This is a genomic window from Micromonospora sp. DT41 (assembly GCF_049841715.1).
Taxonomy (GTDB): Bacteria; Actinomycetota; Actinomycetes; order Mycobacteriales; family Micromonosporaceae; genus Micromonospora; species Micromonospora profundi.
On record NZ_JBNCKU010000002.1, the window covers coordinates 113,569 to 133,669 of the forward strand.

Consider the following 20,101-nt stretch of genomic DNA (forward strand, 5'->3'; position numbering starts at 1 on the left):
CTACCGAGCGGCCGTCAGCGCGCACCGGCGGGCGGGCGGCGCGGGAGCGTACCCCGCGTCGCCGGCCCTCGCGTGCGTCGGTGTTGCCGGTCAGCCGCTGGCCATCCCGGCGCCCACCTCGTCGATCGCGTCGTCGATCGAGTGGGCGAGGTCCACGTCGAGCGCCGTCACCCCGTCGGCCTGGGTGGTGCGCACTGTCAGCACGGCAGCCGTGCCACCGGGGCGTCCGATGCTCGGGCCGCGTCCGGTCTCCCGGCGCAGCCGGTCGAGCCGGTCCAGCACCCGGTCCAGGTTGTCCGGCGGCAGCGCGAGCACCCGGTACAGGCCGTCGTTGTCACCCGCCCAGTAGGGCAGGTCGTCCAGGGCCGCCCGCAGCTGGGCGTCGTCGAGCGTTGGCGTGGCCGTGGAGGCGCCGACGATGCCGCCGCCGGCAGCCGGCGGGTTCAGCAGCTCCCGCAAACCGTCGGGTACGTGCAGCGACTCGACAAGGTCACCGTCGTGGTCGGCGAGCGCGGCGAGCGTCGCCTCGGCCTGATAGCGGGCCTGCTCGGGCGTACGCCCGCTGATCCGGCCCACCTCGGCCAGGAAGCCGGGCAGGTCCTGGTGCCGCTCGATGCCGTCGACGGGCACGACGTCGTGCAGCGAGTTCGGCACCGCCGCGAGCAGTCGTTGCCGCTCGGCGGCCTCCAGGGCGAAGGCCAGGACCAGCACTGTCGCCTCGGCGCCCACCTTGGCCGTCTTGAAGTCGACACCGGCGCGACGCCGGACGTCGTCGACGAGGTCGTGGTAGCCCACGCTCGTCACACCTGTCGAACTGTCGCTGAGCGGCGGCAGCGGGCGTGGATTGTCGGCCGTGCCGACGGGCGGCGGAGCCGGTCCACCGCGCGTGGTGTCCGACTTGTGCCGGCCGGCCGACGGGGGGCCGTCCCGCTTGCTCTGTTCAAGGCTCGTGAGCTGCTTCGAGGCGCTCAGGCTCGCGCCGAACTGGCTGGGCTGTCTGCCCTGTTCCCGGGCCTGCCGGGCCAGTGTCCGGCGGCGCTGGTTGTCGCCCTCCATCTGCTTGCGCATGTGACACCCCTTCCGCTGGGGATCTGCTCGTGCGCCCGTCGCCTTCCCGCCGTCCCGGGAGCCGAAACGGGCCCTTCCGGCCGGGTAGGACCAGCGCTCGGACGGCTTCATCCGGCGCGGGTGAGGGGCGCTCACCCGCGCGTGGGCCAGCATCTGGTTCAGGACCGCAGTTCTTCCGAGGCACGCGGAAGGAAGGTCGTCATGAAACGGATCGTCGAGATCGTCCCCGCCCGACCCGGCTGGTACGCGCGCTGGCAGCTCACGCCGGACGCCACCCGCTGCTATCCGGTGAGCCTGTGGGCGCTGCTGGAGGAGGCCGACGGAACCGGCCGGGAAGTGGTCGGAATGGACTGTATCGGCCAGTGGCCAGGTGGGGACGACAACGAGATGGGTGGGGAGTTTGTCCGCTACCTGTACCACACGCCCGATTCGGGAGAACCCGAGGACGTCGACTCCGCACCGGCCGGTGAACTGCGCGAGACCGGCCCTCGACTCCAGCCGATGACCGCGCCCTAGACCTTCCTCAGGCCCCCGACCCCAGGTCCCAGGGTCGGGGGCCACCCCCCCTTTTCCCGAGCCTGAACGACACGCGGCCGTCAGTTGGCTGTCGTTGCCGTCAGCCGATGGCTCTTACGTTGTCGCCGTCGGCGATGCCGGTCTGCACTGCCAGCAGTTCGGTGAGGCCGGTGCGGTCGAGCATCTGCTGCACCTGGGGGCTGACCCCGCTCAGCACCATCGACTCGGCGGCGCGGTGCGCCATCAGCAGCGCGCTCAGCCCGGAGGAGTCGCAGAGGCTGACAGCGCTCAGGTCGATCGTCAACCGCTCGTGGCCCTCGCCCTGGAGGTCTGCCACCGCGCTGACCAGCTCGGGAGCGGTGTCGAAGTCGAGGTCGCCGCTCAGCCGCAACCGGGTGTGCCCGGCGTCGACCCGGGTCACCTCGATGGTCAACAGCTGCTGGGACATCCCACCATGTTCCCAGTCCCCGTACGCAACGCCAACCCGGGGGCGTGAACGGTCTGCCGCTGTCGGGTCACCCGGCGGCGGCCTGCCCGTGACCCGGTCCGGCGATCGCCCGGGGGGTGGCGGGCAGTTGTCGACCGAGCAGCCCGGCGACGCCGGTGATCTCCAGGATCGTCGCCAGGAACCGGGGGACCGCTCGCAGCAGCAGCGTCGTGTCGACGTGCTGCCCCACCCGCCAGCCGTGGACGATCACGGCGAGGCCGGTGCTGTCGATGAAGTCCAGGTCGGCGAAATCCAGCACGAGGGTGTGCGGCGCGTCGGCGAGCAACCGGTCGAGTTCGACGCGCAGCGGCGCCGACGTGGCGTACGCCAACTCGCCGCCGACCCGGATCAGGGGCCTGTCGGGATCGCTCTCGTCGATCGACATGCGCAGCGGTGCAGGGTTTGGTCGCAGCCCTGGGGATTGCACGATCACGCCCTTCCGGATGACTCCGGCCCGGCCGGTTCAAAGGGATCGTAACAACGGTCGACCGACAGCGCCCGGTACGCGACGGAGGGCCCGCGAGCTGCCGTGGGATGCCGCTCAGGGCGGATCGGCGTAGGGTGGGTCGAACAGATTTGACCACAGACGCCGGTGCCGAGGCGCGGTTCGGGTGGATGACAAGGAGTGAGGCTCAGCTGGTGACTGCTTCCGACGTCAGGGACTTCGACCCGGGCGACGGACGGATCTCCACGCCGAGCACCACACAGACTCCGGCGTGGCCCGCCGACGTCCAGCCCTGGTCCACCTCCACGCTGCCGGCGCTCGCCCCCGACCGGGGTCAGGGCACGCCCGCCTGGTCGGAGGTCGTCGAGCATTTCCGCGAGGGCCTCGTGGTCTGTGACGCCGAGGGCGTCGTCCGACATGTCAGCCCGGTGGCCGAACGCCTGCTGCCCGAGGTGGTGCCCGGCGAGCCGCTCGCCTCGGCCGGTGTGCCGGGGCTGGGCGAGACGGCCCCGAGCGGTTTCACCCACCGCGGTCGCCGGCTCAGCGCCCGGCAGGTGCCCCTGTCCGCCGGCCGGTGCTGCTGGTACGTCGAGGACGTCACCGAGAGCGTCAGCCGCGCCGACGCCCTGCTGGCCGAGCGCGCCCGCTCCGCCTTCCTGGCAGTGGTCGGCGACAAGCTGGGCAACCCGCTGCACCCCGACCGGGCCGCCGCCGCCGTGGTGCGGCTGGCCGTGCCGACCCTCGCCGAGGTGTCGGTACTGGTGCTGGCGCCGCGCGCCGGGCGGGCACGCTGGTGGCGGGCGTCCCGTGCCGACGACGAGGCGCCGATCGTCGACAGCGGCATGTTGTCCGAAAGTGATCTACCAACAGCCATCGCCGACGGGCTGACCGGCGTCGAGCCGCATGCCGTCGACTGGCTCGTGGAGCAGGCCGTCGACGCCGGATGGCTTCCCGGCCTGGCGGGCGTCGACAGCGCGGCCCGGGTCGTCCCGGTGCCAGGTAGGGACGCCCCGGCCGGTGTGCTGCTTGTCGCCCGCCGGGCCAGCCGCTGGTACGACGAGGACGACGTCCACCTGTTGCGTGCCTTCGCGGCGCGGTCCGGCGCGGCGTTGACCACCGCGCTTCTCTACCGCGACCAGGCGGAGGTGGCCGACACCCTGCAGGCCAGCCTGCTGCCCGTGGAGCCCGCCGAGGTTCCGGGCGTGCAGTGGGGCACCGCCTACCGGCCGGCGCAGGCGGGGTTGCGGATCGGCGGCGACTTCTACGGGTCGCACCGGCTCACCGACGGTGGTTCGGTGTTCTTCCTCGGCGACGTCTCCGGCAAGGGCGTCGAGGCGGCCGTCTTCACCGGCCAGCTCCGTCAGTGCCTCCAGGCGCTGCACCGGGTGGAGTCGCATCCGGGGCGGCTGCTGCGGCTGCTCAACGACGCGCTGCTGGAGACGACCCAGGCGCACGGCCAGGGCCGCTTCGCCACAATCGTGCTCGGGGTGGCGCGGCCGCAGCGCGACGGGAGCGTCACCCTGACCATGGCCGGGGGTGGGCACCTGCCGCCGCTGGTGCTGCGCGCCTCCGGCGAGGTCGAGTCGGTGCCGCTGCGCGGCATGCTGATCGGTGTGGTGCCCGACCCACGCGTCGGCGAGGTGACCGTCCGGCTGGCGCCGGGCGAGACGTGCCTTCTCTACAGCGACGGCGTGACCGAGGCCCGTGGTGGCCGCCGGGGCGACGAGCAGTTCGGTACGGAACGGCTGACCGCCGCCGTGACCGGGTGCCACCGGATGCCGGCACCCGCCCTGGCCGAGCGCATCGAGCAGGTCACGTGTGACTGGCTGGCACACGGCGACCACGACGACATCGCGGTCCTGGCGCTGCGCGCTGTCGGCGCTGGTCCGCGCGCCGCACGGCACCTGCACTCGGTCCCGACGCCCGAAGAGCCCGCCGAGCCGGCCGAGCGGCCGACCGGGCCCGAAGAGCCCGCCGAGCGGCCCACCGGGCCCGAACAGCAGAGGGAGAGCCCTGCGTGACCGCGCCCGCCGCCACCACCGATCCGACCGACGCCTACCCGGGCTACCTGACCTGCCTCGCCGACGCCGACGAGCATGCCGCTGTCGACGTGGCACTCGGCCTGCTCGACGCGGGTGTCGCGCCCGAGCGGGTGCTGCTCGACCTTGTGGCGCCGGCCCAGTCCGAGGTCGGCGAGCGGTGGGCGCGCAACGAGTGGAGCGTCGCCCAGGAGCACGCGGCCACGCACATCAGCGAGCGGGTCGTGGCGGCAGTGGCCCGGCACGCCAACCCCCGGCCGACCGGCGGGCGGGTCGTGGTGGCCTGCATGGACGGTGAGTGGCACGCGCTGCCGCCCCGGCTGGTGGCGGAGGTGCTGCGGCTGCGCGGCTGGCAGGTGACGTTCCTCGGCGCCAGCGTGCCGGCGGCGCACCTGGTGTCGTATCTGCACCGGCACGACGCGCAGGCGGTCGCGCTTGCCTGCGCGCTGCCGATGCGGTTGCCGCACGCGCACCGGATGATCGAGGCGTGCCGGCGCTCGGACGTACCGGTGGTGGTCGGCGGGCGTGGGTTCGGCGCGGACGGCCGGTGGGCGGCCCGACTCGGCGCGGCCTGGGCGCCGAACGCGCCGGCGGCATCGGAGCTGATCGCCGACGAGCGGGCGTTGCGGCGGGTACCTGCGGCGCAGCTGTCGCACCTGGCCGACGACGAGTACGCGAGCCTGGTCCGCCGGCGGGGGGAGCTGATCGACAGCGCGCTCACCGATCTGCGGGACCGGATGCCGGCGGCGCTGTCGTACACGCCCGCGCAGCTCGACTCGACGATCAGCGACCTGGGGCACATCGTGGACTCCCTGGCCGCCGCCCTGTACGTCGACGACGCCTCGCTCTTCACCGAGTTCGTTCAGTGGCTTGTGGAGATCCTGACCAGCCGCGGCGTGCCCGCCGACGCGGTGGACCTGACGCTTGCGCACTACGCCAGCGCGTTGCGTGACTTCCCCAGGGCGGCGCGCACGCTGCGGCTGAGCCGCGCCGGCTTGCCGACCGCAGGCCCGGGCGCCGTGCGTTGACGGCACGCTCCCGGGACGTCCCGGGTGATCACCGCGCCCTCGGTGACGTCCGTGCCTCTGCGTATACTTGCCGCACTGCAAACGTCCCACCCAGCGGTGGAGCGAGGGGGAGCACGGTGACGTTCAGCGTCAGCTACGCCGGGCGTGAGGGCGGTGGCGTCTACCTGCGGCTCGCCGGTGAGCTGGACATGAGCACCGCCGGCGAGCTGACCGCGACGATCGACCGTCTGGCCGCCGACGGCGAACGCCGGATGTTGCTCGACCTCACCGACCTGACCTTCTGTGACTCCACGGGGATGGCTGTGTTCGTTCGTGGTGACAACCGGGCCGCGGCCGACGGCGGGTGGCTGCGCCTCACCGGCGCCACCGGCCGTGTCGACCGGGTGCTGCGGGTGACGGGTCTGGCAGAGGTGCTGCGATATCAGCCCGACAGCGTCGACCCGGCGTCCCGCAGCGCTTCCTGATGGGCTAGATTTCCCCGCCGGCGCGATGAGCGTTTCGGTCCCGTTCCTCCCGACCCGAGGCAGGTAGTGATGGGCGACAGCCCGCAGCCGGTACGCATCCTGGTCGTCGACGACGACCCGGGTGACGTACTGATGATCGAGGAAGCGTTGGCCGACTCCGACGTTGACAAGGTCATCGACGTGGTCAGCGACGGCGAGGAGGCGATGGAGTTCCTCCGGGCCGAAGGCCGGCACAGCGGTGCCCGCAGGCCGGACGTCATCCTGCTGGACCTCAACATGCCCCGCATGGACGGGCGTCAGGTGCTCGGCGCGGTCAAGCAGGACGAGGATCTGCGGACCATCCCGGTCGTGGTGCTGACCACCTCCAACGCCGACACCGACATCGTCGGGAGCTACACGTTGCAGGCCAACGCGTACGTCACCAAGCCCATCGACCTGGACGACTTCAACGATGTGGTGCGCCGCATCGACGAGTTCTTCGGCCGGGTCGTGGTGCTGCCCAAGCGCGTCTGACCCGTCCGGCACCGCCCCCCGCCGTGTGATCGGCCGTCGCCGAATCGCCCCGGCGCTCGCATGCTGAACAATTTCCCCGAACCCCCTCGGTCGTTGTCCGCGCGACCGAGGATCCAGGTGGGGGAAAGTACCGACAGCTGCCTGGGGGGCGACACGATGAGGTTCTCCGTGGGAAAGACCGGCTACGACCAGCGGCAGGTGGATTCCTGCCTGGACGAGCTGGGGATCCGGTTGTCCCGGCTCGCGGCGCGCGTGGAGGGCGCTGCCGGCGCGACCCGTGAGTGGGACGAGATCCGCCAGGAGGTGGCGTGGCTCAACGGCCTGCTCCAGCGGTTGGCCCTGGACGACGCCGAGACCACCCGTCGGGCCGGTGACGCGGTGCGCCAGGAGGCGGCCGAGATCCTGGCCCAGGCCCGCTTCGAGCTGGACGAGGCCCGCGAGGAGGCCCGGAGGGTCCGCGAACAGGCGTACGCGGATGCCGTGCAGGCCCGGCGCGACTTCGAGGCGGCACTGTACGCGCGGCGCCGGCGCGAGGCGCTCGTGGACGAGGTCCTGGCCGGCGTGACTGTCGAGCCGGTGCCCGCCGACACCCCGACGGCGGCGGCGGGTACGGGCGTACCGGCGAGCCGGGTGGCGGCCGGTGGGCGCGACGCGGAGCCACCGACGGGCCGTACGACGCGCTGAGGCGCTCGTGTGCGGCGGGGCTCAGACGGTGAGCGCCGCCGCCACGGCGGTGGCGCGATCCTCGTGCCGGGCGTACGCGTCGGGGTAGGCGGAGATCTGCACGGCCTGGGCTGCGGCGGTGACGCTCATGTCCTGCCAGCCCGGGATCTCGCTGAGCGCTGTGTAGAAGGCCCGGGCGGCGTACGACGGGCGCATCAGCTCGGCGACGGTGCCCCAGCCGCTGCTGGGTCGCTGCTGGAAGAGCCCCACCGAGTCGTGGTCGGAGCCGCTGCCCTGGTGCGGGTAGCGCGTGGACTCCGGCAGCACGTCGCTTGCCAGGTTGTAGAGGTTGCTCTCCTGCATGGCGGTCGCCAGCGCCACCACGAGGGCGCGGCGGGGCATCTTCAGCTCCTGACCCACGTCCACGATGATCTTCGCGTTGTCCATCTGCGCCTGGTCGAGGCCGGCGACCGGTCGGGGACGGCGGGGCTTGACGGGCTTCTTGGGCGCCTTGCGGGTTGCGGTGGGGGTGGGTGTCGGCGACGCCGAGGGGGTGGGCAGGACCCGCGCCGGGGCGACGTCGCGGTCCAGCGACCGGGAGGCGCGTTCGTCGGCGATGGCGGCGCGGTCGGTGAGAGCCTCGGCCAGGGGCTGCACGGGCCCTGGAGTGTCCTCGGCGGCGCGGACGGTGGCGACGGCGGCCAGGCCGAGGCAGCAGGTGACGCCGGTGGCCAGGGCGACCCGGACCGGGGTCGAGCTGAGCAGGGCGCGGCGGGGCGGCTCGGGGGCCCGGTGACGGCCGATCGTCCGTTCGGTTGATGTGGCGTCGCTCGTACGGGTGGTCGAGCGCGCTTCGGTCAGCTTCTGGTCGGAGGGGTCGTCGGGGTGCACCCGCCGAGGCTAGAGAGTCAGCGGCCCGATGCGATCGGTCCGTACGGTGGCATGCGCCACAATTTGCCCCGATCGCATGGGGCAGAGCGGATACCGAGCCATCAAAAGCGCCAACAGGGTGGATCGGGCGAGACGGTTATTCCCGATTCGACGGGAGGCTCTGGGCATCTGGTGGCGCCCGCGCCTGGGCGTCGGTCCACCCGCCGTGGTCACCCATTCGTCGGTGCATCGGGTGACCGAACGGCGGGTGCTCGCCGTCGACTGACCGACCGTGCGTGTGGCTTCAGTGCCGGCCGTTCTCCGCAGGTGTGACGGTCAGCCGGTGCCGGCTGCTGTCGCCGCTGGAGAACGGCCAGAGCCGGTCGGCGTACTCGACAAGGTCGGCCAGTTGCTCCCGGCTCAGGCCTGCCGACGAGATCGAGGCGTGCACGTCGGCCCGGTAGAGGCCGTCGTCGTCGCGCCCCAGCTTCGCCTCCGCCCGCACCTGGACCGTGTGCGCCTCGTCGGTGATCTCCCCGGCCGCCTCCACCGCCGCGTGGTGCAGGCAGGACGCGAACGCGGCGGCCAGCAACTGCTCCGGCCGCAACCCGGTGCAGTGCGCCGCCAGTGGTGACGCCAGCGCGGTGGAGAGCCCACCATCGTCGGTGCGTACGTGGCCGCCCTCGGCGGTCGCGGTGGCCTCCTGAAGCCAGGGACTCGGATCCGGCATCGCGTTCCTCCCGTCGCTCACCCGCCGGCTACCCGGCCCTGGGCTGGCGAAACGCCCTGCGACCCGCTGTCAGTCGGCCCGCGCCGACCCGTCGACAAGCGACAGCGCCTCGGTGGCCTCGGTGGCGGCCCGCTCGGTCCACGGCGACGTCGGAGCGGGCCGGCGTGGCGTGGGCAGCCCCATCGGCACGTACACCCGGGCGTCGACGGCCTCGGCCAGCAGCAGCGCGGCGACGAGGCTTGTCGGACGCCGTGCCGGATCGTCGGCCAGCAAGGACCGGCACAGCTCGCCCACCTCCGCCGGGAGCCCGTCGATCTCGGGCAGCGGCTCGGGTGGCCGGGACCGGCGCGCGCTGAGCAGCTCCCAGGCGGTGCTCGCCCGGTACGGCAGGTGGCCGGTGAGGCAGTAGTAGAGGAGCACACCGAGGGCGTACATGTCGGCCGCCGGAGTGGCCGGCGCGCCGTCGAGCTGCTCGGGCGCCAGGTACGCAGGAGTGCCAAGCAGCATCCCGTCCGGCAACGGATCCGACGTGCCTGCCGGTGTGGCGATGCCGAAGTCGAGCACCTTCACCCCGGCGGGGGTGAGGACGACGTTCGCCGGCTTCACGTCGCGGTGCACGATGCCGCTGGCGTGCGCCGCCGCCAGGGCCGCAGCGACCTCCGCGCAGACACGTACCGCGATGCTCCAGTCCAGCGGGCCGGACCGCAGGTGCGCGGCGAGCGTCTCGCCCTCGGCCAACTCCATGACGATGTAGGGCAACTCGCGGCCGGGCAGCGTCGGTGAGGTGCCGAAGTCGTGCACGCTCGCCACGTTCGGATGCACCAGCCGGGCCGCGTTGCGGGCCTCGGTGCGGATCCGGTCGACGGTGTCGTGCTGGCCGTCCCGGCCGGGGGAGATCAGCTTCACGGCGACCGGCCGGTCCAGCACGCGGTCGTGGGCTCGCCACACCTCGGACATCCCGCCCACCCCGATGCGCTGTTCGAGCCGGTACCGCCCGTCCAGCGTGCGCATCGACCGCTCCTCACCTTCGCCCCGCCCACTGCGGGGGCCTCCGGTTCGGTACCCGGGCTCCGAGCTGGGCAAACCGCAGGGTCGCCCGATCCCGCCCTGGGCGGCGGATGGGTGCGGTAGCTTGCGAGCCAGGGCTGGCCGCACCGAGCGTGCCGGCGTGCTCACGAGGGGCGTCGTGATGGGCGAGGTCACCGTACGCTTCGTCGGCGGTCCCGGGGACGGCCTGCTGCGTGAGTTGCCCGCCGGCCCGGACGGCGCTCCGCCCCAGCGGTGGATCATGCGGCACCCCGACGGCACCGGCCCGACACAGCCCGGCCCCGACCACCTCTACGAGCGCGACCAGCCGGACGGGCTGGGCGGCTGGAGCATGCGGTACGTGCGTACCGACGCCTACGGGGTTTCCCAGTGACCCCACGCCGGAGGTGACCGGTGGCGTCGGTGCACTCCGATCGCACAGCCGGCACACAGCCGGGGCAGAGGCACGGCACAGCCCGCGCGCCCACGATGGGGGCATGATCATGGATGGGCAGGGCGCGCCGACCCGGATCGAGTTGCGCCGCCCCGACGGCGAACCGGTGCGGGTGCTTGTGGTCGACGACGAGGCGACGCTCACCGACCTGCTGTCGATGGCGCTGCGCTACGAGGGCTGGCAGGTGCGTACCGCCGGCAACGGCATGGCGGCGTTGAGCGCGGCCCGGCAGTTCCAGCCGGACGCCGTGGTGCTCGACGTGATGCTCCCCGACCTGGACGGCTTCCAGGTGCTGCGCGGGCTGCGCGAGCACGCCCCGACCGTGCCGGTGCTGTTCCTGACCGCCCGGGACGCTGTCGAGGAGCGCATCGCCGGGTTGACAGTGGGTGGCGACGACTACGTCACCAAACCGTTCAGCCTGGAGGAGGTGATCGCCCGGCTGCGCGCGCTGCTGCGCCGCTCCGGCTTCGCGGTCGCCGCCCGGGAGGACGCCGTGCTGACCGTCGGTGACCTCAGCCTCGACGAGGACAGCCACGAGGTCCGTCGCGGCGGCCAGCTGATCACCCTCACCGCCACCGAGTTCGAGCTGCTGCGCTACCTCATGCGCAACCCCCGCCGGGTGCTCAGCAAGGCGCAGATCCTCGACCGCGTGTGGAACTACGACTTCGGTGGCCAAGCCAACGTGGTGGAGCTGTACATCTCGTACCTGCGGAAGAAGATCGACGCCGGCCGAGCGCCGATGATCCACACGTTGCGCGGCGCGGGCTATGTCCTCAAACCCGCCGAGTGACCGCCGCCCGCCCCGGGCCGCCCGCCGCTGGCTGGCCGGTCGGTCACTGCGTACCCGGCTGGTTCTCGCACTGGTCCTGCTCTTCGCAGTGGTAAGCGTCGCCACCGGCGGGCTGACCACTGTCGCGTTGCGGCACTTCCTGATCGAACGGCTCGACGACCAGTTGGCCCCCGCCACGGCCATGCGCGACGAGCGACCCGGCCGCCCGACCTTTCCGGGCCGTGGACCGGCCGTCCCGCCCGGTTCGCCCGCCGGCACTGTGGTCGCCGAGATCACCGACGGCCGTGTGACGAGCGCGTCGGCCCTCACCAACAGCCCGTCCAGCGAGCAGCCGTTCCCCGACGAGCAGGTCGTCGAGGTCGACGAGGTCGCCGTACTGGCCGAGCTGCCGGTCGGCGCCGCGCCACGCACCGTCGACCTGGGCGAGCGCGGCGACTACCGGGCCGTGGCCCGGCAGTTCCGCGACGGCAGGGTACGCGCTGTCGCCATCCCCCTCTCCGGCGTCCAGGAGACCGTCTGGTGGATGGTCGCCGCGCAGGCAGGGGTCGCCGTCGCCGGGCTGCTTGTCGCCGGTGCCGCCGGTGCCGTGATCGTGCGGGCCGCGCTGCGACCGCTGAACCGGGTGGCCGCCACCGCCACCCGGGTCACCGAGCTGCCGCTGGACCGGGGTGAGGTCGCGCTCGCGGTCCGGGTCCCGGCCGGCGACACCGACCCGCGTACCGAGGTCGGGCAGGTCGGCGCGGCGCTCAACCGGATGCTGGGCCACGTCGCCGACGCGCTCGCCGCACGGCAGGCCAGCGAGACCCGGGTACGCCAGTTCGTCGCCGACGCCAGCCACGAGCTGCGTACCCCCCTCGCGGCGATCCGGGGGTACGCCGAGGTGGCCCGACGCGGTCGCGACGAGGTACCACCCGACGTGGCGCACGCGCTGCGGCGCGTCGAGTCGGAGAGCACCCGGATGACGATCCTCGTCGACGACCTGCTGCTGCTGGCCCGCCTCGACACCGGCCGGCCGCTCGCGTCCGAACCGGTGGACCTGTCCGCCCTGGTGGTCGACGCGGTGAGCGACGCCCACGTGGCCGGCCCCGAGCACCGCTGGCAGCTTGACCTGCCGGAGGTGGAGATCCAGGTCCCCGGCGATGCGGCACGCCTTCACCAGGTGGTGGCGAACCTGCTGGCCAACGCGCGCGTGCACACCCCGCCCGGCACTACCGTCACCACCACGCTGGCCGTCGAGGGTGACAGCGCCGTGCTCACCGTCGCCGACGACGGGCCGGGCGTGCCGGCGGAGCTGCAACCGGAGATGTTCGAACGGTTCGCCCGTGGCGACAGCTCACGGTCCCGCGCGCACGGCAGCACCGGGCTCGGCCTGGCGATCGTGGCGGCGGTGGTGGAGGCCCACCACGGCTCGGTGGCGGTCGAGAGTCGACCCGGCCGGACCGTGTTCACCGTCCGTCTGCCGAATCCCACAGCTGGCGCATAGGCGGCGCACGGGGTCGGAACAGGACAGCGGTCGAGGGTGGTGCTCATGGACCGAACCGACACCGCGCCGACCACACCCGCCGAGCCAGCGCCGACGGATCCACCGCCGGCGGCCACGCCTGCCGAGGAGCCCGCGCCGCCGCGTACGCCCGGCTGGACCCGAGCCGCACTGGTGGTCCTGCTCCTGGGCACCGGCCTGCTCTACATCTGGGGCCTGGGCGCCTCCGGTTGGGCCAACTCGTTCTACGCGGCGGCAGTGCAGGCCGGATCGGTGAGCGGGAAGGCGTTCTTCTACGGCTCGTCGGATGCCGCCAACTCGATCACCGTCGACAAGACGCCGGCATCGCTGTGGTTGATGGCCCTGTCGGTACGGATCTTCGGGCTGAACAGTTGGGCGATGCTCGTCCCGCAGGCCCTCTGCGGGGTCGCCTCCGTCGGCGTGCTGTACGCGACGGTGAAGCGCTGGTACGGACCGGTCGCCGGCCTGATCGCCGGCCTGGTCCTCGCGCTCACCCCGGTGGCGACGCTGATGTTCCGGTTCAACAACCCCGACGCGCTGCTCGTCCTGCTGCTGGTCGGCGGGGCGTACGCCACGGTCCGTGCTCTGGAGACGGCAAGCACCCGGTGGATAGTGCTGGCCGGCGCGCTCGTCGGCTTCGGCTTCCTCACCAAGATGCTCCAGGCGTTCCTGGTCGTGCCGGTCTTCGCCGGGGTGTACCTGCTGGCCGCGCCGACCGGGCTGTGGCGGCGGGTCCGCCAACTGCTGCTGGCCGGCGTCGCGGTAGTGGTGTCCGCCGGCTGGTGGGTGGCCATCGTCGAGCTGACCCCGGCAAGCGCCCGGCCGTACATCGGCGGGTCGCAGGGCAACAGCATCCTGGAGCTGACCCTCGGCTACAACGGCATCGGCCGGATCACCGGCGACGAGGTGGGCAGCGTCGGCGGCGGCCGGATGGGCGGCGGCGGTGGCCCGTTCTCGGGGCAGACCGGCCTGCTGCGGATGTTCGACGCCGAGATCGGCGGCCAGGTCTCCTGGCTGCTGCCGGCCGCGCTGATCCTGCTGGTCGCCGGGCTGCTGGTGGCCGGGCGGTCCGCGCGTACCGACCGCACCCGGGCCGGACTGCTGCTCTGGGGCGGGTGGCTGCTGGTCACCGGCCTGATCTTCAGCTTCATGTCCGGGATCTTCCACGCGTACTACACGGTGGCGCTCGCCCCGGCCGTCGGCGCGCTTGTCGGCATCGGCGGCACAGTGCTCTGGCGGCAGCGCCGGCCGCTGCCCGCATCGTCCACCGGTGGTGAGCCCGCTGTCGGCCCGCAGCCGGGCGACACACCGGCGGTCGGATCGATGTGGCAGCGGTGGCGTCCGCTGGCCGCCACGGCAACGCTCGCCGGCACGCTGGCGGTCACCGCCTGGTGGGCGTGGGTGCTGCTCGGGCGCAGTCCCGACTGGTATCCGTGGCTGCGCACCGCCGTACTCGTCGCCGGCCTGGCCGGCGCGGCCGGGATCCTGCTGGCCAGCCGGCTGCCCCGGTGGCTGGTGCCGGTGGTCCTGGGTGTCGGCGCGGCGGCGGCTCTGGCGGGTCCGGCGGCGTACGCGCTCCAGACCGCCGCGACCCCGCACGGCGGCTCGATCCCGACTGCCGGCCCGTCCGTGGCGGGCGGCTTCGGCCGCGGCGGCTTCCCCGGCGGGCAACCCCCGGGCGGCATGCAGCGCCCCGACGGCGGCCAGATGCCCGGCGCCAAGCGCCCCGATGGCGGCCAGATGCCCGGCGCCCAGCGCCCCGATGGCGGCCAGATGCCCGGTGGTCAGCGTCCCGACGGCGGCCAGAGCCCGGAGGGCGGCCAGAACAACGGCCAGGCGCCGAGCTTTCCGGGCGGCGGTGCCCCCGGTGATCAGGCGCCCGGTGGTCAGGCTCCCGGCTTCCCGGGCGGTGGGCGCGACGGCGGTCAGGTGCCCCCCGGCGGCAGGCAGGGTCCTGCGGCCGGTGGCGGGATGGGCGGGCTGCTCAACGCCCGCGAGCCCAGCGCCGCCCTGCGCGAGCTGCTGGAACGGGACAGCGCGTCGTACACCTGGGCGGCGGCCACCATCGGTTCCAACAACGCCTCCGGCTACCAGTTGGCCACCGGCGACCCGGTGATGGCGATCGGCGGGTTCAACGGCAGTGACCCGTCGCCGACGCTCGCGCAGTTCCAGCGGTACGTCGCCGACGGGAAGATCCACTACTTCCTGGGTGGTGGCGGCTTCCGGGCCAACGGCGGCAGCTCCGCGTCGCAGGAGATCGCCGCCTGGGTCGCGGAGAGCTTCACGGCGCAGACCGTCGACGGTGTCACCGTCTACGACCTGAGCACTCCCAAAGCGGCGTCGTGACAGCGCCCAGCGGCCACCGTGCCGCCATCCAGGCCCGGCCGGGCACCGCCGCCGTGTTGGACGTGGTGATCCCGGTCTACAACGAGGAGACCGACCTCGGGCCGTGCGTACGCCTGTTGCACGCACACCTGAGCGAGCACTTCCCGTACCCGTTCCAGATCACCATCGCCGACAACGCGAGCGTGGACGACACATTGCAGGTCGCCGACGGTCTCGCCGGTGAGCTGCCCGGCGTCGAGGTGCTGCACCTGGACGCCAAGGGGCGGGGCCGGGCGCTGTCCGCCGCCTGGACGGCGTCGTCGGCGCCGGTGCTCGCGTACATGGATGTGGACCTGTCGACCGACCTGGCGGCGCTGCTGCCGCTTGTCGCGCCGCTCATCTCCGGCCACTCCGACCTGGCGATCGGCACCCGGCTGGCGCGAACCTCCCGGGTGGTACGCGGCACCAAGCGGGAGATCATCTCGCGGGCGTACAACCTGCTGCTGCGCGGGGCGCTGTTCGCGCGGTTCTCCGACGCGCAGTGCGGGTTCAAGGCGATCCGCGCCGACGTCGCCGGTGAGCTGCTGCCCCTGGTGCGCGACACCGGGTGGTTCTTCGACACCGAGTTGCTGGTGCTCGCCCAGCGGGCCGGACTGCGCATCCACGAGGTGCCTGTGGACTGGGTCGACGACCCGGACAGCCGCGTCGACATCGTCGCCACCGCCCTGGCGGACCTGCGGGGGATGGGTCGGCTGGGTCGGGCGCTGCTGACCGGCGCGCTGCCGGTGGCAGAGCTGCGCGCGCAGCTCGGCCGGGCTCCGCTGACCGCACCGCCGGCACGGGTGCCGGTCGGGTTGCCCCGCCAGTTGGCGCGGTTCGCGGCCGTCGGGGTGGCAAGCACGCTCGCGTACCTGCTGCTCTTCGTGGCCACCCGGGGCGCGCTCGGCGCGCAGCCGGCGAACCTGCTGGCGTTGCTGGTGACGGCGGTGGCGAACACGGCCGCGAACCGGCGGTTGACGTTCGGCATCACCGGGCGTCGGCACGCCGGTCGGCACCACGCGCAGGGACTGCTGGCGTTCGCGCTGGGCCTGGCGCTGACAAGCGGCGCGTTGGCGATGCTGCACGTGGCCGTCGCCGCACCCACCCGGACGGTGGAACTGGTCGTGCTGGTGGCCGCGAACCTCGCCGCCACAGTGCTGCGCTTCGTGCTGCTGCGCCTCGGCATGCACCACAGGAGGACCTGATCCCCGATCTCATCCTGTGGTGAGGCTGGGAGTCCGGGGATGCGGCGGTACGCCGGCGGTGATCGGCGTACGGTGGCAGACAAGTCCGGCTTTCTGGGTCAAAAGCCTCACCGCTGCACGCCCGGGACGCCGGTGTCGAGACGGGCGAGGGGAAGGAGCGGTCGGTGAACCATCTGGCCTACCTGGACGCGGGATCCGGCAGCCTTATCGTGCAGGCTGTCGTGGGCGGGGTGGCCGGCGTAGCGGTCGCCGCCAAGCTCTACTGGCGGCGGCTGGTCGACCGGTTCCGCCGGCAACCCACCGATCAGCGCTGACACCGGTCGGGACAACATGACAACCGCACCCACCGGGGTACGCCCCGAGCCAGCCTCCTTCCGCGACCCCGCCAACCGGGTCTTCCACGTCGGCGACGAGGTGCTGCGCGGGCTGGACGCGCAGGCCGCCGAACACTGGCGGACACTCGCGGCCAGCCCGTTCTTTCCCACCCTCGTGGCCGACGGCAAGGTCTGCGCCACCGAGGACGCCCCGCCGGCCCTGGTGCCCGCCGCGGCCGGGAAACCGTGGGCGGCGGTGCTGCGCCACGAGCGGATCCCGTTCGTGTCCCACCCGTACGAGTGGTCGTTCGGGATGCTGCGCGACGCCGCGCTGCTGCACCTGGAGATCCTGCGCACCGCCCTCGCCGGCGGCTTCACCACAAAGGACGGCTCCGCGTACAACCTCCAGTGGCGTGGGGCCAGGCCGGTCTTCATCGACATCGGCTCCTTCGAGCCCGTCCGCGACGGCGAACCCTGGGCCGGCTACCGGCAGTTCTGCCAGACCGCGCTCTATCCGCTGCTGCTCACCGCCCACCTCGGCGTGGACTTCCAACCCTGGCTGCGCGCCCAGGTCGACGGCATCGAAGCCGATCAGCTCCGCCCGCTGTTCGGCGGAACCCGCCGGCTGCGCCCCGGCGTCCTCACCCACGTGCACCTGCACGGCGCCATGCAACAGCGCAACGCCGCCGCCAGCACCAGTGACGTCCGCGCCCAACTGCGGGCCGCCGGCTACAGCCGCGAACTGCAAACCGCCACCGTACGCGGCATCGAGAAGCTCGTCCGCAGGCTGGAGCACCGCCCGTCGGGCAGCCACTGGGCGGACTACCGGAGCACCTGCGGCTACTCCGCGCCAGACCGGGTCGCCAAGGAACAGTTCGTGGTCGCCGCGGTGGCCGCCAACCGTCCACGCCTCGTGCTCGACCTGGGCGCCAACGACGGCCGGTACGCCCGACTGGCCGCCGGACACGCCGACTACGTGGTCGCCGTGGAGCAGGACCCGGCAGTGGTCGACGAGCTGTACCGGGCGCTGCGGTCCGAGGGGCAACGCCGGATCCTGCCGCTGGTGGTGGACCTGGCCGACCCGTCGCCCGGCGGCGGCTGGCGGGGCGTCGAGCGCGCCGGTTTCGCCGAACGGGCCTCGGCGGGTGTCGTGCTCGCCCTGGCACTCGTGCACCACCTGGCCATCGGGCGCAACGTTCCGCTGCCCGAGGTCGTCGACTGGCTGGCCGGACTGACCGCCCCAGCGGGAACCGTGGTGGTCGAGTTCGTCCACCCGGAGGACCCGATGGCCCAGCGCCTGCTCGCCAACAAGCCCGACGGCCTGTTCACCGACTACCGTCGGGACACCTTCGAACGGCTCCTGGAAGCCCGGGGACGCATCACCGAACGGCTGGAACTGCCATCGGGCACCCGCACGCTCTACCGGACGGTGATGGGTGGCTGACCCGGCCGCCCCGCCTGCCCCGGACGCTCCGGACGCTCCGCTTGCCGCGGACACGGACACGGACACGGACACGGGTACGTCGGCGCAGCGCCGATGGGACCAGGGCTGGCGCGGCGAGGTGGGTCGGCTGCTGGAGGTCACCGCGCTGGTCGGGCTTGTCGTCACCCAGCCGCTGCTGGACGTGCTCGGCCGCAGCCCCGACTTCTTCCTCTTCCACCGTGCCGACCCCGGCCAGATCCTGCTGCTCGTCGCCCTGGTGGCGGTCGTGCCCACGCTGCCCCTGGTGGCGCTCGGAGCGCTCAGTCGACTGGCCGGCCGCACCGCCCGCGCGATCACCCACACCGCGCTTGTGGGGCTGCTGCTGGCCGCCCTCGCCGTGCAGGTGGGCCGGCACACGACGCCACTTCGGGGCGTACCAGTGCTGCTGGTGGCGGCTCTTGCCGGTGCGGCCGGCGCGGCCGCGCACCGACGGTGGCGGGCGCCGGGCCGCGTGCTGCGACTGGCCGCCGCCGGACCGGTGGCCTTCGTGGCGCTGTTCCTGCTCGTCTCGCCCACCTCGGCGGTGGTGCTGCCGCGCAGCGACGGAGGCGCGGCCGGTACGGCGCAGGGCGCGGCCGTGCACCCGCCGGTGGTCATGCTGATCCTCGACGAGCTGCCGCTTGTCAGCCTGCTCGGCGTCGACGGGCGGATCGACGCGCAACGGTTCCCGCACTTCGCCGAACTGGCCGGCGGGTCCACCTGGTACCGCAACGCCACAGGTGTCAGCGGATGGACGCCGAACGCGCTGCCCGCAATGCTCACCGGCCGCTACCCGGCGCGGTCCGTGGCGCCGCACTACTCGCAGTACCCCGACAACATCTTCACGGCCTTCGGCGGCCTCTACGACGTCAAGGCGCAGGAGAGCATCACCCGCCTCTGCCCACCGAGCCGCTGCGAACAGCCGATCACCCCCGATCAAGGGCTCGGTGTGCTGGTCCGGCAGACCGGCAAACTGTTCGGCCAGATCGCCGGGCCGACGGAGAGCGCCGTCGACCCGGAAGACTCCTACCGGGAGCAGACCCGGGCCGAGGCCGGCCTGGACGCCGCCGAACCCGTCCCGGACGACCCGAAGTTCCGCTGGGACAGCCTCGACGACAACCAGCCCGCCCGGTTCACCAGTTTCCTCGCCGGGCTGAAACCCGAACCCCGGCCCACACTGCACTTCCTGCACCTGCTCATGCCGCACTCACCATGGGCGTACCTGCCGTCCGGTGCCCGCTACGACGCCCCGGAGGACCTGCCCAACGACGGCGCCGGCTGGGTCGACCTGGCCCGGCAACGGCACCTCGCCCAGCTCGGCTACACCGACCGGCTGATCGGCGAGACGCTGCGGACGCTGCGCGCCAGCGGCCTCTACGACCAGGCCCTCGTCGTGGTCACCGCCGACCATGGGGTGAGCTTCCGCCCGGGAGCGCAGGGCCGAGGCATGGACGCCATCAAGGCCGCCGCCGGTGAGGTCGCCTGGGTACCCCTGTTCATCAAGGAACCCCGCCAGCAGGCCGGCCGCGTCGACGACCGCAACTGGGAGCACGTCGACCTGCTGCCCACCGTCGCCGACGAGGCAGGCATCCGACTGCCCCGACGCGTTGACGGCCGCTCCGCCCGGCAGGCGCCCCGCACGGACAGCACGAAACACTTCTACGACCGGCCCGGCGAGCCTGTCACCTTCCCCGGCGGGGTGCCCACCCCACCGCCGCCGCCGGCACCGCACCCTCTCGTCGGCGCCGAGGTACGGGCCGGCCCGGCCGATGGCGGCGCGCGCGGGGCCGATGGGGGTGCCGGCCCGGCGGGTGGCGGCGCGCGCCTGGCCGGCCCGGCCGCCGGCACTGCCCGGGTAGCCGGCCTGGCAGCCTTCCAGGCGACCGATCCGGACACCGGCACCCTTCCGGCGCTGGTCTGGGGCGACGTGCCCGACACGGTTCCGGACGGCACCCAACTCGCGGTGGCCGTCAACGGCCGCGTCGGGGCGGTGGTCCCGGTGGTGCCGGCCGACCCCGGAGGACGCCGCTTCGCCGCGCTGCTCACCGACGACCGGCTGTTCCGGGCCGGGGCGAACACGCTTGACCTCTACCAGGTCATGGGGGACGGAACGCTGCGCCGACTCGCGCTGTCCTAGGGCTGTCCCAGCGCTGTCGTCGAGG

20 protein-coding genes are annotated in these 20,101 nt (G+C 73.2%); 14 read left to right on the plus strand and 6 right to left on the minus strand.

Annotated elements, in window-relative coordinates:
* Nucleotides 1-90: 90 nt before the first annotated feature.
* Entirely contained in the window at nucleotides 91-1,068 is a 978-nt protein-coding gene (locus tag ACLQ23_RS04420; RefSeq protein ID WP_425880373.1) for a DUF2267 domain-containing protein, read from the minus strand.
* Between the two features lie 201 nt (nucleotides 1,069-1,269).
* Between ACLQ23_RS04420 and ACLQ23_RS04425 the strand changes: the two genes are divergently transcribed.
* Nucleotides 1,270-1,584, plus strand: a complete 315-nt coding sequence (locus tag ACLQ23_RS04425) for a hypothetical protein (protein WP_355594978.1) — start codon at nucleotides 1,270-1,272, stop codon at nucleotides 1,582-1,584.
* Nucleotides 1,585-1,684: 100 nt separating this feature from the next.
* Here the strand turns inward: ACLQ23_RS04425 and ACLQ23_RS04430 are convergent, their stop codons facing one another.
* Together ACLQ23_RS04430 and ACLQ23_RS04435 are read right to left on the minus strand one after the other, a co-directional pair.
* Nucleotides 1,685-2,032, minus strand: coding sequence for an STAS domain-containing protein (locus ACLQ23_RS04430; RefSeq protein ID WP_355594976.1), 348 nt, complete (start codon nucleotides 2,030-2,032; stop codon nucleotides 1,685-1,687).
* A 67-nt stretch (nucleotides 2,033-2,099) separates the two neighbouring features.
* A complete protein-coding gene (locus ACLQ23_RS04435) occupies nucleotides 2,100-2,456 on the minus strand; it encodes an STAS domain-containing protein (protein WP_355594974.1) in 357 nt (118 codons plus the stop codon).
* A gap of 254 nt (nucleotides 2,457-2,710) precedes the next feature.
* On the opposite strand from ACLQ23_RS04435, the gene ACLQ23_RS04440 reads away from it, so the two are divergent.
* The 5 genes from ACLQ23_RS04440 to ACLQ23_RS04460 all read left to right on the plus strand — a co-directional run bounded on the left by ACLQ23_RS04440 (nucleotide 2,711) and on the right by ACLQ23_RS04460 (nucleotide 7,244).
* A complete protein-coding gene (locus tag ACLQ23_RS04440) occupies nucleotides 2,711-4,537 on the plus strand; it encodes a SpoIIE family protein phosphatase (protein ID WP_355594972.1) in 1,827 nt (608 codons plus the stop codon).
* Nucleotides 4,534-5,583: a cobalamin B12-binding domain-containing protein gene (locus tag ACLQ23_RS04445; RefSeq protein ID WP_355594970.1), complete on the plus strand. Its 1,050-nt coding sequence runs from the start codon at nucleotides 4,534-4,536 to the stop codon at nucleotides 5,581-5,583. The genes ACLQ23_RS04440 and ACLQ23_RS04445 overlap by 4 nt, the downstream gene beginning before the upstream one ends.
* Before the next feature lie 116 nt (nucleotides 5,584-5,699).
* Complete coding sequence (locus ACLQ23_RS04450) at nucleotides 5,700-6,047, plus strand: STAS domain-containing protein (protein WP_053657804.1); 348 nt, start codon at nucleotides 5,700-5,702, stop codon at nucleotides 6,045-6,047.
* A 69-nt stretch (nucleotides 6,048-6,116) separates the two neighbouring features.
* Entirely contained in the window at nucleotides 6,117-6,560 is a 444-nt protein-coding gene (locus tag ACLQ23_RS04455) for a response regulator (protein ID WP_053657802.1), read from the plus strand.
* A gap of 156 nt (nucleotides 6,561-6,716) precedes the next feature.
* On the plus strand, nucleotides 6,717-7,244 hold the full coding sequence (locus ACLQ23_RS04460; protein WP_355594967.1) for an ATPase: 528 nt from the start codon (nucleotides 6,717-6,719) through the stop codon (nucleotides 7,242-7,244).
* 21 nt (nucleotides 7,245-7,265) lie between these two features.
* On the opposite strand, the gene ACLQ23_RS04465 is transcribed toward ACLQ23_RS04460, so the two are convergent.
* The 3 genes from ACLQ23_RS04465 to ACLQ23_RS04475 all read right to left on the minus strand — a co-directional run bounded on the left by ACLQ23_RS04465 (nucleotide 7,266) and on the right by ACLQ23_RS04475 (nucleotide 9,834).
* Complete coding sequence (locus ACLQ23_RS04465; RefSeq protein WP_425880374.1) at nucleotides 7,266-8,114, minus strand: hypothetical protein; 849 nt, start codon at nucleotides 8,112-8,114, stop codon at nucleotides 7,266-7,268.
* A 283-nt stretch (nucleotides 8,115-8,397) separates the two neighbouring features.
* A complete protein-coding gene (locus tag ACLQ23_RS04470) occupies nucleotides 8,398-8,823 on the minus strand; it encodes an OsmC family protein (protein ID WP_355594964.1) in 426 nt (141 codons plus the stop codon).
* Nucleotides 8,824-8,892: 69 nt separating this feature from the next.
* Complete coding sequence (locus tag ACLQ23_RS04475; protein ID WP_355594962.1) at nucleotides 8,893-9,834, minus strand: serine/threonine-protein kinase; 942 nt, start codon at nucleotides 9,832-9,834, stop codon at nucleotides 8,893-8,895.
* 157 nt (nucleotides 9,835-9,991) lie between these two features.
* On the opposite strand from ACLQ23_RS04475, the gene ACLQ23_RS04480 reads away from it, so the two are divergent.
* The 8 genes from ACLQ23_RS04480 (at nucleotide 9,992) to ACLQ23_RS04515 (ending at nucleotide 20,076) form a co-directional block, all read left to right on the plus strand.
* Entirely contained in the window at nucleotides 9,992-10,243 is a 252-nt protein-coding gene (locus ACLQ23_RS04480; protein ID WP_355594960.1) for a hypothetical protein, read from the plus strand.
* A 103-nt stretch (nucleotides 10,244-10,346) separates the two neighbouring features.
* Nucleotides 10,347-11,093, plus strand: coding sequence for a response regulator transcription factor (locus tag ACLQ23_RS04485; RefSeq protein ID WP_355594958.1), 747 nt, complete (start codon nucleotides 10,347-10,349; stop codon nucleotides 11,091-11,093).
* Nucleotides 11,071-12,576, plus strand: coding sequence for a sensor histidine kinase (locus ACLQ23_RS04490; RefSeq protein WP_425880375.1), 1,506 nt, complete (start codon nucleotides 11,071-11,073; stop codon nucleotides 12,574-12,576). Before ACLQ23_RS04485 ends, ACLQ23_RS04490 begins: the two co-directional genes overlap by 23 nt.
* 45 nt (nucleotides 12,577-12,621) lie before the next feature.
* Entirely contained in the window at nucleotides 12,622-14,940 is a 2,319-nt protein-coding gene (locus ACLQ23_RS04495; RefSeq protein ID WP_355594954.1) for a glycosyltransferase family 39 protein, read from the plus strand.
* Nucleotides 14,937-16,163: a glycosyltransferase gene (locus ACLQ23_RS04500; RefSeq protein WP_355594952.1), complete on the plus strand. Its 1,227-nt coding sequence runs from the start codon at nucleotides 14,937-14,939 to the stop codon at nucleotides 16,161-16,163. The genes ACLQ23_RS04495 and ACLQ23_RS04500 overlap by 4 nt, the downstream gene beginning before the upstream one ends.
* Nucleotides 16,164-16,327: 164 nt before the next feature.
* Nucleotides 16,328-16,477, plus strand: a complete 150-nt coding sequence (locus ACLQ23_RS04505; protein WP_192902051.1) for a hypothetical protein — start codon at nucleotides 16,328-16,330, stop codon at nucleotides 16,475-16,477.
* Between the two features lie 16 nt (nucleotides 16,478-16,493).
* Nucleotides 16,494-17,921, plus strand: coding sequence for a methyltransferase (locus ACLQ23_RS04510; protein WP_355594950.1), 1,428 nt, complete (start codon nucleotides 16,494-16,496; stop codon nucleotides 17,919-17,921).
* Nucleotides 17,922-18,039: 118 nt separating this feature from the next.
* Nucleotides 18,040-20,076 carry a sulfatase-like hydrolase/transferase gene (locus ACLQ23_RS04515; protein ID WP_425880435.1) on the plus strand — a complete coding sequence of 679 codons (2,037 nt, stop codon included), beginning with the start codon at nucleotides 18,040-18,042 and terminating at the stop codon, nucleotides 20,074-20,076.
* The last annotated feature ends 25 nt before the right edge of the window (nucleotides 20,077-20,101 follow it).

Bases quoted from the DNA above. Each gene is read 5' to 3' on its own strand.
- ACLQ23_RS04420 (WP_425880373.1), bottom strand. From the start codon at position 1,068: ATGCGCAAGCAGATGGAGGGCGACAACCAGCGCCGCCGGACACTGGCC.
- ACLQ23_RS04425 (WP_355594978.1), top strand. From the start codon at position 1,270: ATGAAACGGATCGTCGAGATCGTCCCCGCCCGACCCGGCTGGTACGCG.
- ACLQ23_RS04430 (WP_355594976.1), bottom strand. From the start codon at position 2,032: ATGTCCCAGCAGCTGTTGACCATCGAGGTGACCCGGGTCGACGCCGGG.
- ACLQ23_RS04435 (WP_355594974.1), bottom strand. From the start codon at position 2,456: ATGTCGATCGACGAGAGCGATCCCGACAGGCCCCTGATCCGGGTCGGC.
- ACLQ23_RS04455 (WP_053657802.1), top strand. From the start codon at position 6,117: ATGGGCGACAGCCCGCAGCCGGTACGCATCCTGGTCGTCGACGACGAC.
- ACLQ23_RS04460 (WP_355594967.1), top strand. From the start codon at position 6,717: ATGAGGTTCTCCGTGGGAAAGACCGGCTACGACCAGCGGCAGGTGGAT.
- ACLQ23_RS04470 (WP_355594964.1), bottom strand. From the start codon at position 8,823: ATGCCGGATCCGAGTCCCTGGCTTCAGGAGGCCACCGCGACCGCCGAG.
- ACLQ23_RS04475 (WP_355594962.1), bottom strand. From the start codon at position 9,834: ATGCGCACGCTGGACGGGCGGTACCGGCTCGAACAGCGCATCGGGGTG.
- ACLQ23_RS04485 (WP_355594958.1), top strand. From the start codon at position 10,347: ATGATCATGGATGGGCAGGGCGCGCCGACCCGGATCGAGTTGCGCCGC.
- ACLQ23_RS04490 (WP_425880375.1), top strand. From the start codon at position 11,071: ATGTCCTCAAACCCGCCGAGTGACCGCCGCCCGCCCCGGGCCGCCCGC.
- ACLQ23_RS04495 (WP_355594954.1), top strand. From the start codon at position 12,622: ATGGACCGAACCGACACCGCGCCGACCACACCCGCCGAGCCAGCGCCG.
- ACLQ23_RS04510 (WP_355594950.1), top strand. From the start codon at position 16,494: ATGACAACCGCACCCACCGGGGTACGCCCCGAGCCAGCCTCCTTCCGC.